Source organism: Rhodococcus sp. P4_F5 (assembly GCF_056401315.1).
Genome location: NZ_JBFUJP010000006.1, coordinates 31,038 through 42,514 on the forward strand (window position 1 = coordinate 31,038; position 11,477 = coordinate 42,514).

General features: G+C 70.8%; 13 protein-coding genes. 4 read left to right on the forward strand and 9 right to left on the reverse strand.

Annotated elements, in window-relative coordinates; translation table 11 throughout:
- Positions 1-24 precede the first annotated feature (24 nt).
- Positions 25-1,326: a family 1 glycosylhydrolase gene (locus tag AC1DU4_RS05115; RefSeq protein WP_477838061.1), complete on the forward strand. Its 1,302-nt coding sequence runs from the start codon at positions 25-27 to the stop codon at positions 1,324-1,326.
- Here the strand turns inward: AC1DU4_RS05115 and AC1DU4_RS05120 are convergent.
- A complete protein-coding gene (locus AC1DU4_RS05120; protein WP_072847153.1) occupies positions 1,286-1,795 on the reverse strand; it encodes an SRPBCC family protein in 510 nt (169 codons plus the stop codon). The genes AC1DU4_RS05115 and AC1DU4_RS05120 overlap by 41 nt on opposite strands.
- A gap of 59 nt (positions 1,796-1,854) precedes the next feature.
- On the opposite strand from AC1DU4_RS05120, the gene AC1DU4_RS05125 reads away from it, so the two are divergent.
- Positions 1,855-2,487: a LysE family transporter gene (locus tag AC1DU4_RS05125; protein ID WP_477837983.1), complete on the forward strand. Its 633-nt coding sequence runs from the start codon at positions 1,855-1,857 to the stop codon at positions 2,485-2,487.
- A 16-nt stretch (positions 2,488-2,503) separates the two neighbouring features.
- On the opposite strand, the gene AC1DU4_RS05130 is transcribed toward AC1DU4_RS05125, so the two are convergent.
- The 4 genes from AC1DU4_RS05130 to nadA all read right to left on the reverse strand — a co-directional run bounded on the left by AC1DU4_RS05130 (position 2,504) and on the right by nadA (position 6,518).
- On the reverse strand, positions 2,504-2,917 hold the full coding sequence (locus AC1DU4_RS05130) for a VOC family protein (protein WP_477837984.1): 414 nt from the start codon (positions 2,915-2,917) through the stop codon (positions 2,504-2,506).
- 66 nt (positions 2,918-2,983) lie between these two features.
- Positions 2,984-3,847 carry a carboxylating nicotinate-nucleotide diphosphorylase gene (gene nadC, locus AC1DU4_RS05135; protein ID WP_477837985.1) on the reverse strand — a complete coding sequence of 288 codons (864 nt, stop codon included), beginning with the start codon at positions 3,845-3,847 and terminating at the stop codon, positions 2,984-2,986.
- Entirely contained in the window at positions 3,844-5,433 is a 1,590-nt protein-coding gene (locus AC1DU4_RS05140) for an L-aspartate oxidase (RefSeq protein ID WP_477837986.1), read from the reverse strand. Before AC1DU4_RS05140 ends, nadC begins: the two co-directional genes overlap by 4 nt.
- A 47-nt stretch (positions 5,434-5,480) precedes the next feature.
- Positions 5,481-6,518 (reverse strand): quinolinate synthase NadA, encoded by a 1,038-nt coding sequence (gene nadA / locus AC1DU4_RS05145; protein ID WP_072847183.1) that lies wholly within the window; start codon positions 6,516-6,518, stop codon positions 5,481-5,483.
- A 78-nt stretch (positions 6,519-6,596) separates the two neighbouring features.
- On the opposite strand from nadA, the gene AC1DU4_RS05150 reads away from it, so the two are divergent.
- Positions 6,597-7,346, forward strand: coding sequence for an NUDIX hydrolase (locus AC1DU4_RS05150; protein WP_477837987.1), 750 nt, complete (start codon positions 6,597-6,599; stop codon positions 7,344-7,346).
- A 30-nt stretch (positions 7,347-7,376) separates the two neighbouring features.
- On the opposite strand, the gene AC1DU4_RS05155 is transcribed toward AC1DU4_RS05150, so the two are convergent.
- The 4 genes from AC1DU4_RS05155 to bioB form a co-directional block, all read right to left on the reverse strand.
- Positions 7,377-8,423 carry a lipid II:glycine glycyltransferase FemX gene (locus AC1DU4_RS05155; protein WP_477837988.1) on the reverse strand — a complete coding sequence of 349 codons (1,047 nt, stop codon included), beginning with the start codon at positions 8,421-8,423 and terminating at the stop codon, positions 7,377-7,379.
- A gap of 226 nt (positions 8,424-8,649) precedes the next feature.
- Positions 8,650-9,228, reverse strand: coding sequence for a DUF2567 domain-containing protein (locus AC1DU4_RS05160; RefSeq protein ID WP_477837989.1), 579 nt, complete (start codon positions 9,226-9,228; stop codon positions 8,650-8,652).
- A gap of 178 nt (positions 9,229-9,406) precedes the next feature.
- Positions 9,407-9,679: a biotin synthase auxiliary protein BsaP gene (gene bsaP / locus AC1DU4_RS05165; protein ID WP_477837990.1), complete on the reverse strand. Its 273-nt coding sequence runs from the start codon at positions 9,677-9,679 to the stop codon at positions 9,407-9,409.
- The gene (gene bioB / locus AC1DU4_RS05170; RefSeq protein ID WP_477837991.1) at positions 9,666-10,679 is read right to left on the reverse strand and encodes a biotin synthase BioB; all 1,014 of its coding nucleotides are present in this window, start codon (positions 10,677-10,679) and stop codon (positions 9,666-9,668) included. The genes bsaP and bioB overlap by 14 nt, the downstream gene beginning before the upstream one ends.
- A 148-nt stretch (positions 10,680-10,827) precedes the next feature.
- Between bioB and AC1DU4_RS05175 the strand changes: the two genes are divergently transcribed.
- The gene (locus tag AC1DU4_RS05175) at positions 10,828-11,415 is read left to right on the forward strand and encodes a TetR family transcriptional regulator (protein ID WP_477837992.1); all 588 of its coding nucleotides are present in this window, start codon (positions 10,828-10,830) and stop codon (positions 11,413-11,415) included.
- Positions 11,416-11,477 lie beyond the last annotated feature (62 nt).

An 11,477-nucleotide genomic window follows, 5' to 3' on the forward strand; every position in this document is an offset into this window, starting at 1 on the left:
CGAACCGTCGCCCTCGTCCTCGCCCTGGCAGCGGCGCCGCTGATCGCCGCGGCGCCCGCGCAGGCCTCCCCGACCGACCTCGGCGCGGGATTCGAGTGGGGCGTCGCGACCTCCGGGTTCCAGGCCGAGGGTCCCCCGCCGGACAGCAACTGGTCACGGTACGTCGCGGCCGGCAAGACGCACGACGAGTACGGCTCCGGACCGGACTTCCGGAACCGCTACGTCGAGGACATCGCCAATGCGGCCGCGATGGGCGTACAGGTGTTCCGGTTCTCCGTCGAGTGGGCACGGGTCCAACCCGCGCCCGGGGTCTGGGACGAGGCCGAGTTCGCCTACTACGACGACGTGGTCCGGCAGGTCCGCGCCCACGGCATGCGGCCGATGATCACCCTCGACCATTTCGTCTACCCGGGCTGGGTCGCGGACCGCGGCGGCTGGTCTGACGAGGGCACCGTCGACTCCTGGCTGGCCAACGCCGAGCGGGTGGTCCGGCGCTACGCCGGCGACGGGACCAACTGGATCACGTTCAACGAGGCGACCGTGTTCCTGCAGAAGGAGCTGACGTTCGGCGGGATCTCCCTGGCCGCGGCGCCGCAGATGCTCGACCGCATGGTCCGCGCACACCGCGCCGTCTACGACCTGATCCACCGGGTGGACCCGGCGGCACAGGTGTCGAGCAACGTCGCGTACATCCCGGCGGCGATGGGCGCGATGGACGGGATGTTCGCCGACCGGGTCCGGGACAAGCTGGACTTCGTCGGGATCGACTACTACTACGGCGTCTCGCTCGACAACATCACCGCCGCGAACGCGGTCACCGACGCGTTCTTCGACATCCGCCCGCAGCCGGACGGCATCTACCACGCCGCGATGTACTACGCCCGCAAGTACCCCGAGCTGCCGATCTACATCGTGGAGAACGGCATGCCCAGCGACGACGGCAAGGACCGGCCGGACGGCTACACCCGGTCGGACCACCTGCGCGACCACGTGTACTGGCTCGGCCGCGCCCAGGACGACGGCGCCCGCGTGATCGGCTACAACTACTGGTCGATCACCGACAACTTCGAGTGGGGCACGTACCGGCCCCGGTTCGGCCTGTACACGGTGGACGTGTTGACCGACCCGACGCTGACCCGCCGGCCCACCGACGCGGTCGCCGCCTACCGCGACATCATCGCCGCGAACGGGCTGCCGGACGACTACCGCCCGGTGGCACGGCAGTCGGTCTGCTCACTGGTCGACCCGCCGAAGAGCTGCCTGAACCCGCCCGCTGTCCCGGATGTCAGCGATACCGGCTCTGCAGCATCGACAGGGTCGAGGTGATGCCCTCGCCGTTCTTCGCCGGAAACCCGGTTAGCTCGAGCATCTTTGCGAGCCCAGCCGACGAGTAGTCGAACACCTCGGTGACCCGGGTCCGCGGCGAGGCGGTACCCGCCCCGGCCTCCGGCGCGGCTGTGCCACCGGTCGCGGCCTCCGGCTCGAACTCCCAACGCCACCGGTGCCCGAACGGGTGCCGCCACTCGATCAGCCGGCCCTCCTCGAAGGCCGTGACCCTGGAGGTGATCCGGTACGGGAAGCCGTACATCCGCATCGACACCGTGAACTTGTCGCCGAGCCCGAGCCGGTCCGGGCTCGACACCGCCCCCAGCACGGTTCCCGAGCCGTCCAGGTCACCGTGCCTCCGCGGGTCGGCAAGCTGGTCGAACAGTTCGGCGGCATCGGCATCCACGACGGCGCTGCGGGCAACCTGGCGTGGACCGCGGTCGACGGTGACGACGTCATCTGTGGCCATGCGGTTCAAGATACGCCTGGTTCGAGACGCGACGGGGCGGTGACATATCGTCTCGGCTCATGGCATGGCAGGTGTGGTTGGCGTTCTTCGGCGCGGCGTGGGTGATCAGCCTCTCGCCCGGCGCCGGCGCCATCGCCTCGATGTCGTCCGGACTGAACCACGGTCTGCGGCACGGCTACTGGAACATCGTCGGGCTGCAGCTGGGCCTGCTGCTGCAGATCCTGATCGTCGCCGCCGGCATCGGTGCGCTACTCGCGAGTTCGGCGCTGGCCTTCACGGTGATCAAGTGGTTCGGCGTCGCCTACCTCGTCTACCTCGGCGTCCGGCAGTGGCGGGCGGCGCCCACCGAGGTGTCCGCCGACACCGAGGGACGCGGCCGGTCCGCGGCCGCGCTGGTCGCGCGGGGGTTCCTCGTCAACGCGAGCAACCCGAAGGCCGTCGTGTTCATGCTCGCGGTGCTGCCGCAGTTCCTCGACCCGGCCGCGCCGCTGGCCCCGCAGTACGCGGCCATCGCCGCCACCATGGTCGCGGTGGACGTGATGGTGATGACCGGGTACACGGGGCTGGCGGCGCGGGTGCTGGCCGTCATGCGGTCACCGCGGCAGCAGCGCGTCACCGGCCGGGTGTTCGCCGGCCTGTTCTTCGCGGCCGCCGCATTCCTCTCGCTGGTGCGCCGAGCCACGACGGTGTGACGCGGGTGCGCACCGGTCAGACGGCGGGCCCGCCGATGTTGACCATCCAGCCGATCCCGAACCGGTCGTTGCACATGCCGAACTCGTCGCCCCACATCTGCTTCTCCAGCGGGACCAGGATCTCCCCGCCGTCGGTCAGCTTGTCCCAGTAGCCGCGCAACTCGTCGCCGTCGTCGCCGCTGAGACTCACGGCGATGTTGGTGCCCGGGTTGTACGCCATGCCCTCCGGGGTGTCCGCGCCCATCAGGGTGAATCCGCTGGGGGTCTCGAGATTGCCGTGCATGATCAGGTCGGCATCCGGGCCGTTCTTGTCGCCGTACTCCCCGATGGTGGCCAGGGTGAGGGTGCCACCGAAGACGCCCTTGTAGTACTCCATCGCCTCGCGGGCGTTGTCGGTGAAACTGATGTACGGGTTGAGACGAGAGGCCATCACGATCTCCTTAGCTCATAAGCACTTCAGCTCTGCAGCAAGGTACGGCCCTCACCCTAACGCGGCCTACATGTCCAGGCCGAGGTCCAGCACCGACACAGAGTGGGTGAGCGCGCCGACCGCGAGGTAGTCCACCCCGGTCCGGGCGAAGTCCGCGGCGACGTCGATCGACAGCCCGCCCGACGACTCGAGCTTCGTACGCGGGGACTTCGTGTCCCGTCGCTGCACCGCGGCCTGCGTCTCCCACAGCGCAAAGTTGTCCAGGAGCACCAGGTCGACGCCCTCGGCCAGCACCTCGTCGAGCTGGGCGAGGCTGTCCACCTCGACCTCGCACTCGATGTCCGGTGCGGCGGCCCGGACGGCCTGCAGCGCGGCGACCACCGAGCCGGCGGCCGCGACGTGGTTGTCCTTGATCAGGGCGGCGTCGCCGAGACCCATCCGGTGGTTGACCCCGCCGCCCATCCGGACCGCGTACTTCTGCAGCGACCGCAGGCCGGGCAGCGTCTTTCGGCTGTCACGGATCTGGCAGTCGGTGCCGGCGACCTCGTCCACCCAGGCGGCGGTCGCCGTGGCGATCCCGGACAGGTGGCAGACCAGGTTGAGCATGGTGCGTTCGGCGGTGAGCAGCCCGCGGGTCGGCGCCAGCACGGTGAGCGCGGACTCCCTCGCCTCGATCCGGGCACCGTCGGCGACTCGGCCGAGCACCTCGTAGTTGCCCGCGCCGAGCACCTCGTCGAGCACCAGCAGGCCCACGTCGAGTCCGGCGACGGTCCCGGCCGAGCGGGAGACCATGGCGGCCTTCGCGACGGCGTCGGCCGGCACGGTCGCTGTCGAGGTGACGTCGGGTCCGTACCGCAGGTCCTCGTCCAGCGCGACCCGCACCAGGGTGCGGATCTCCTCGAGGTCCAGTCCGTCGGGCAGTGTGGTCATCGTGCTCCTGTCAGGGTCAGGTCGGGGGTTTCCAGGGCACCGGACGCGCCGCGGCGCACCTCGATGCTGCGACGCCAGCTCTCGGCCGGCTCCGGGTGGTCGCGGCGGGTGTGGGCACCGCGAGTCTCGGTCCGGGCCCGCGCGGCGAGCACCAGCGCGGACGCCGTCTCGGTCAGCGCGGCGTCCTCGAGGTCGGCGGTGGTCGCCGGCATCCGGTCGGGCGCCTCGGCGAGCGTGGCCGCGGCGATGGCCAGGCCGTCGCCGTCGCGGACCACCGAGGCGTGGGTGGTCATGGCGGACTGCAGTGCCGAGCGGTCGGCCGCGACCTCGCGCGGCAGCGCCGCGTCGGTGACCTCGACCCGGACCCCGGCCCGTTCGGTCGCCGCCGCGCCGGCCCGCTCGCCGACCACGAGGCCCTCGAGCAGGCTGTTGGACGCCAGCCGGTTGGCGCCGTGCAGCCCGGTGCGGGCCGCCTCGCCCGCCGCGTACAGGCCAGGCACCGCGGTGCGCCCGTGCACGTCGGTGACGACGCCGCCGCAGGAGTAGTGCGCGGCCGGGGCGACCGGGATCAGCTGGTGCGCCGGGTCGATTCCGACGGCCAGACAGGACGCCGTGACGGTCGGGAACCGCTCGGCGAATCCGGGCAGGTGGCGGGCGTCGAGGTAGACGTGGTCGGTGCCGAGCCCGCGCATCCGGTCCGCGACCGCCCGCGACACGACGTCGCGTGGCGCGAGGTCGCCGAGCGGGTGGACCCCGGCGGTCACCGAGTTCCCCTCGGCGTCGACGAGTCTCGCGCCCTCGCCGCGGACGGCCTCGCTGACCAGTGGCCGGCGCCCGACCCCGCCAGGGGTGAACAGCACGGTCGGGTGGAACTGGACGAACTCGAGGTCGGCGACGGCGGCGCCGGCGGCCAGCGCGAGCGCGACCCCGTCGGCAGTGGCGCCGGGCGGGTTGGTGCTGCACGAGTAGAGCTGACCGAGTCCGCCGGTGGCGAGCAGCACGGCGGGCGCATGGACGACGCCGACGGTGGTGCCGTCGACACCGTTGTCGGACAAGACGATCAGCCCGGTGACCCCGCGCTCGTCGGTGACCACCCGCGCGGCCGCGGCACCGAAGAGCACCGGCAGGCCCRCCGCGTTGAGGGCGCGCTGCACCTCGGCACCGGTGGCGTCGCCGCCGGCGTGGATGATGCGCCGGACACTGTGCCCCCCCTCACGGGTGCGGGAGACCGCGCCGTCCCGGCCGAGGTCGAACACCGCCCCGAGGTCGGTCAGCGCCGCGACGGCGGCGGGACCGCCCTCGACGATCGAGCGGACCGCGGCCTCGTCACACAGACCGGCGCCGGCCTCGACGGTGTCCGCGACGTGCCCGGCGACCGAGTCGTTCTCGGGCGCGACCACCGCGATCCCGCCCTGCGCGTACTGGGTCGCGGTGTCGGTGGGGCCGCCCTTGCTGACGGTGAGCACCCGCAACCCACGCAACGACGCGGTGCGAGCCGCGGTCAGTCCCGCGACTCCGCCGCCGACGACGACCAGGTCGGCGTGAGCCTCCCAGCTCGCGCCGGGCACGGCCGTCGCCTCGCGCACCCGGAGCAAATCCCCCGTCGCTTCGTTCGCCCCGCGCCGCGGGGTCACTACTCGCCGCCGCCCGGGTTGCCGATCTCGATCATCCGCTGCACGGACTTGCGGGCGCGCTCGGCCATCTCCAGGTCGACGTGCACCTCGTCCTTGCCCTCCACCAGGCAGCGCAGCAGCGCGGCCGGGGTGATCATCTTCATGTACGGGCAGGACGCGCGGTCGTTGACGGCCTGGAAGTCGATCTCGGGCGCGGCCTTGCGCAGCTGGTGCAGCATGCCGACCTCGGTCGCGACCAGCACCTGCTTGGCGTGGCTGGCCCGGGCGGCGTCGAGCATGCCGCCGGTGGAGAGGATCTTGACCTTGTCCTCGGGCACGAAGCCCTCGCCGGCCAGGTAGAGCGCCGAGGTGGCGCAGCCGCACTCGGGGTGCACGTACAGCTCGGCGTCCGGGTGCGCCTTCGACTGAGCAGTGAGCTCGTCGCCGTTGATCCCGGCGTGCACGTGGCACTCACCCGCCCAGATCTGCATGTTGGTGCGGCCGGTGACCCGCTTGACGTGCGCGCCGAGGAACTGGTCCGGGAGGAAGAGCACGTCCCGGTCCGGGTCGATCGAGTTGACCACGTCGACCGCGTTCGAGGAGGTGCAGCAGATGTCGGTCAGGCCCTTCACCTCGGCGGTGGTGTTGACGTACGACACCACCAGCGCGTCCGGGTTGTCGGCCTTCCACTCGCGCAGCTGCTCGGCGTTGATCGAGTCGGCCAGCGAGCAGCCGGCCCGCTCGTCCGGGATCAGCACGGTCTTGGTGGGGCTGAGGATCTTGGCGGTCTCGGCCATGAAGTGCACGCCGCAGAACACGATGGTGTCCTCCGGGGCCTCTGCCGCGATGCGCGAGAGGGCGAGCGAGTCCCCGACGTGGTCGGCGACGTCCTGGATGGCGGGCAGCTGGTAGTTGTGCGCCAGCAGCGTCGCGCCGCGTTCGCGAGCCAGACGCTTGACCTCGGCGGCCCACTCCGGGGTCGCCTCGACTCCGGTGTACCCACCGGGGCCGTCCTGGATCTGCGAGGTCAGTCCCTCCCACAACGTCGTGCTCGTCATGGCGTTCTCCTTCACCGTGAACCCGGGCGGGCTGGCCCGGATTTCCACTGTCGAGGTTTTCGTCTTAGAATCGAAAACGTGCCCAATAGTAACACCATCCACGAAGTGCTCACCGCGGTGTTCCAGGTTCGCCCCGTCCCCGACGCCGTCGCCGCAGGTGACGGGCCACACACCGGCCGAGGTGACGGCCAGCACAACGGCGGCGGCGAGGAACTCTCCGTGCTGCTGTGGCAGCGCGCCCTCGACCCCCAGAAGGGCACCTGGTCGCTGCCCGGCGGAGTGCTGCGCGACGACGAGGACATGACCACCTCCGCGCGCCGTCAGCTCGCCGAGAAGGTCGACGTCCGCGACGTCGCGCATCTCGAACAGCTGTCGGTGTTCAGCGACCCGCAGCGGGTGCCCGGCTGCCGCCTGATCGCGTCCACCTTCCTGGGACTGGTCCCCCTGCCCGCGGACCCGGACCTGCCGCCCGACACCGCCTGGCACCCGGTCTCGGCGCTCCCCGAGATGTCCTTCGACCACGGCGTCGTCGTCGAGCACGCCCGGGCCCGGCTCGCGGCCAAGCTGTCCTACACCAACATCGCCTTCGCCCTTGCCCCCGCGGAGTTCTCGATGTCGGAGCTGCGCGACATCTACTGCGCCGCACTGGGCTACCAGGTGGACGCGACCAATCTGCAGCGCGTCCTCAAGCGCCGCAACGTGCTCACCGCGACCGGCCACACCGCGCCGTCAGGGCGGGCGGGCGGCCGTCCACCCGCGCTGTACCGGTTCACCGACTCGGGTCTGCGGATCACCGACGAGTTCGCCGCGCTGCGACCGCCGGCCTGAGGCGCCGACGACGCCTGCCGGGTGCGCGCTTCAGAGGAAGTGCCTCCGCCGCACCAGCAGCGAGAACCGCTTGAACTCGCGCTCCATACCGCCGTGCCAGAGCCGGGCCTTCCAACCGTTCAGCGGGATGTCGTAGGCGCCGGTGTAATCGGTGACCTCCTTGTTGAAGGTCCGCTTGAACTTGCCGATGCCGTAGAAGTAGTTGTCGGGATCGTCCGCCTCGGCCGAAGGCGGCGTGCCGCACATGTCGTACTCGGTCGCCCCGGCCTCCAGGGCCCAGCGAATAGCCTCCCACTGCAGCGCATGCCCGGTTCCGTGCGAGCCCAGCCCGCCGACGCTCGCGTCACCCGGGTTCTTTCGAACCGAACCACCGTGCAGTCCAAGCGATTTGGAGCCGATCTTGATTTCAAAGGAACAGGCGAGGACCTCATCGCCAATCTTGGCAAAGAACATTTGACCGTTTCCACTCTCGGCGTACCGGCGGTAGACGAATCGGCAGTACTCGCGACTGCGGACGCCGAACCGACCGTTCCCAGTCGCCGCCAGCATGTCGTACATCGTGTCGCAGTTCGCGTCGGTACTCGGCACCCGCTCGACCACGACGCCGTCGCGCTGTGCCCGCTTGATCGCGCGGCGTGCGTTCTTACTGAAGCCGGCGAGCACCTCCTCCTCGGTACCGGACAGGTCGAGGACCACGGTGTACTGGTTGGGGGTGAACATGCCCGCGGGAACGTAGCCCTCGGCGAGCAGCCTCTCCGTCACGGTGTCGTCGACCTTCAGTCGAGGATCGATACGCAGTGCGAACGCACCCTGCGAAGCGGCGTACGCAGCCAGCGCCTCCACCTTCGGGAGTACCTCGCCAAGGGTGGTCCCGGACGGACCGCTCGGCACGATCCACAGCATCCCGAGGAGTGCTACGTCCTTGACGTGCACCGTCACCGCGTCATCACCGACAAAGAGGTAGCGGATCGAGTACCCGAGGGTTTCCTTCGCCTTGGCGTTGTCCAGGCCACGCCACACGTCGCCGCCATCGCGGGCCGCGACGACGAACTCGTCCCAGCGCGCAATCTCCGACACGTCCGCGGATCGAACCGCAGACAACTCAGAACCCGCCCCCCGTTGCGACATGCCACCCTCTCCGGACCGACCAACTCCGGGCAACAGAATTGCCCCCCCCCGAGGGCATACTGCCTACCGCTTGGGCACCGCGGATCGTTTCGGTTGCAGGTTCGACCGGTCGAATGACAGCGCCCCGAGCACGGACTCGTCGGGCCGTGGGACCACGGCAGCCCAGGACGTGCCGTTACTGGAGGGTCGGCCGAGTGGAAGCGTCGGCGGGTGCACCCTCGGCGTCGGTGGCGGCGCTTCCCGCGACCCCGAGGTCGTCGCGGGGGCTGAGCGAGACCAGCATCAGGTAGACCATCGCCGCCGCGAACGGCTGCAGGATCAGCGCCATCGGCGTGCCCAGCGCGGGCGTCGCGGACACGATCTGCCCGACCTCGACGTTGTCGAGCGGCGGGTAGCGCAGGTTCGTCACCGCAAGGCCGACGAGGGCCATGGTCGCGGCCCCGACCGCGGATCCGATCAGCAGGCCGGCCAGCACGATCGGTCCACGCACCGCCCGCCACAGCCAGACCGCCACGGCGGACAGCACGCCCACGATCAGCCCGATGCACAGCAGCAGCGCGACGGCGTCGAACCGGTGCAGGCTCTCGGAGGTCAGCGACGCCGCACCGTTGGTCGTCACCAGGAAGTGCTCGGCCGGGGCGAGCAGCCCCCACACCGCGCCACCGAGCGCACTGACGCCCACGAGCGCCACCACGATGCGGGCGGCGGCGCGGACCTCCGGCCTGCGGGTACCGCTGTCTACTGCTGTTGTCACGTCGCACACCCTAGTTGGTGACGCCCGACCACAGCCGAGGCAGCGAGGCCGCTCGCTCGCGCGCCGCGGCGGCGTAACGTCGGCAAGATCCTGTCGCGCCGGCAGGGTTCGTACTTCGCCACCGCCAACCTCTCTGACCCGGCCACCGGGGGCGCCGGTGGACCGAGACCGGCTGCCGTCAGCGCAGGCCCAGTAGCGCCGAGTCGAGCACCCCGTGCCGCGAGCACTTCGCCCACCAGCCGTCGGGGCTGATCTGCACGATCATCCGCCGGCCGCAGTCCTCGCAGAACCGCGGCGGCTCGAGGCCGAGCTGCGCGGCGGCGGGCGTCGTGTCCTCGACCCCCGGCACCAGCCGCAGCCCGGTGAACGGGTTGTACCGCTCGGGGAACTCCGGGTCCGCCTCGATCGCCGCGGCGACGGGCCCGGCGGGTGCCGGCTCAGAGGGTGTCATTGAACGCCTTGATCGGCATCGACAGCTCGCCGAGCAGGTCCAGGTCCGCCTCGGCCGGACGGCCGAGCGTGGTCAGGTAGTTGCCGACGATGACGGCGTTGATGCCGCCGAGGATGCCCTGCTTCGCGCCGAGGTCGCCGAGGGTGATCTCCCGGCCGCCGGCGAACCGGAGGATGGTGCGCGGCAGCGCGAGCCGGAAGGCGGCGATCGCCCGCAGCGCGTCCGACGCCGGCAGCACCTCGAGATCACCGAACGGGGTGCCGGGGCGCGGGTTCAGGAAGTTCAGCGGCACCTCGTCGGGCTCGAGCTCCGCGAGGTTCGCGGCGAACTCGGCGCGCTGTTCGAGGGTCTCCCCCATGCCGAGGATGCCGCCGCAGCAGACCTCCATGCCGGCCTCGCGGACCATCCTCAGGGTGCCCCAGCGCTCCTCCCAGGTGTGGGTGGTGACCACGTTCGGGAAGTGCGACTTCGAGGTCTCGAGGTTGTGGTTGTAGCGATGCACGCCCATCGCGGCGAGCTGGTCCACCTGCTCCTGGGTGAGCATGCCGAGCGAGCAGGCGATCTGGATGTCCACCTCGTTGCGGATGGCCTCGATGCCGGCGGCCACCTGGGCGAGCAGCTTCTCGTCGGGTCCGCGGACGGCGGCGACGATGCAGAACTCGGTGGCGCCCGACTTCGCGGTCTGCTTGGCGGCCTCGACCAGGCTGGGGATGTCGAGCCAGGCCGCGCGGACCGGCGAGGCGAACAGGCCCGACTGCGAGCAGAAGTGGCAGTCCTCAGGACAGCCGCCGGTCTTGAGGGAGATGATGCCCTCGACCTCGACCTCGGGGCCGCACCACTTCATCCGGACGTCGTGGGCGAGCGCGAGCAGCTCCTCGAGCCGGTCGTCGGCCAGCTCGAGCACGGCGAGCGTCTGCTCCTGCGTCAGCCCTTCGCCGCGCTCGAGGACCTGGTCACGGGCGACCTCGAGGATGTCGGTACGGACGGCGGCCTGGGTCACTGGGAACTCCTCGGAACTGGGACTGGGCAGGTTCGGCGCGGGAACTTGAACACCGTACAAGTTGAACGGCGTTCAGGTTAGGTTCGTGGTGGAATGGTGTCAACCACGGCGCCGGTTACCGGCCGACAGACCCAGGGAGATGTGCACGGTGCAGCTACGCAGGAAGGACGTGCTGGACGGCGCGATCGCGATCCTCGACGAGTACGGCCTCGGCGACCTCACGATGCGCCGGCTGGCCACCTCGCTCGGCGTCCAGCCCGGGGCGCTGTACTGGCACTTCCCCAACAAACAGACCCTGCTGGCCGCCATCACCGACCAGATGCTGGCCGGGGTGTCCGCCGCGCTGGATTCCCCGGAGTGGGACGTCCGGCTGCGGACCCTCGCGCACCGGATGCGCGACGGCCTGCTCGCACACCGCGACGGCGCCGAACTGGCGGCGGCGTCGTACGCGGCGCGCCTGGCCACCAACGACGCGCACGCCACCGTGACGGCGTCCTGCGTGGCGGCCGGGCTGCCCGCCGACGAGGCCCCGCTCGCCGCCGACACCCTGCTCTACTACGTCCTCGGCCAGACCATGGACGAGCAGTCCCGGATGCAGATGGACTCGCACGGCACGCTGACCGAGGAAGCGTCGCCGATGTACGAGAGCCCGCACGGCACAGCACGATTCGACTACGGACTGAGCCTGTTCGTGGACGGCGTGCGCAGCCGGCTGCGCACGCCCGTCGCCGACTAGGCACTTCGTGCTCGTGCGTGGTTGACGGGTCAGGGGACCCGTCGACCACGCACGAGTGGCGC

What these genes read in the sequence shown, in the direction of transcription:
- AC1DU4_RS05120 (WP_072847153.1), bottom strand. Translation starts at nt 1,795, where the DNA reads ATGGCCACAGATGACGTCGTCACCGTCGACCGCGGTCCACGCCAGGTT.
- AC1DU4_RS05125 (WP_477837983.1), top strand. Translation starts at nt 1,855, where the DNA reads ATGGCATGGCAGGTGTGGTTGGCGTTCTTCGGCGCGGCGTGGGTGATC.
- AC1DU4_RS05130 (WP_477837984.1), bottom strand. Translation starts at nt 2,917, where the DNA reads ATGGCCTCTCGTCTCAACCCGTACATCAGTTTCACCGACAACGCCCGC.
- nadC (WP_477837985.1), bottom strand. Translation starts at nt 3,847, where the DNA reads ATGACCACACTGCCCGACGGACTGGACCTCGAGGAGATCCGCACCCTG.
- nadA (WP_072847183.1), bottom strand. Translation starts at nt 6,518, where the DNA reads ATGACGAGCACGACGTTGTGGGAGGGACTGACCTCGCAGATCCAGGAC.
- bsaP (WP_477837990.1), bottom strand. Translation starts at nt 9,679, where the DNA reads ATGACACCCTCTGAGCCGGCACCCGCCGGGCCCGTCGCCGCGGCGATC.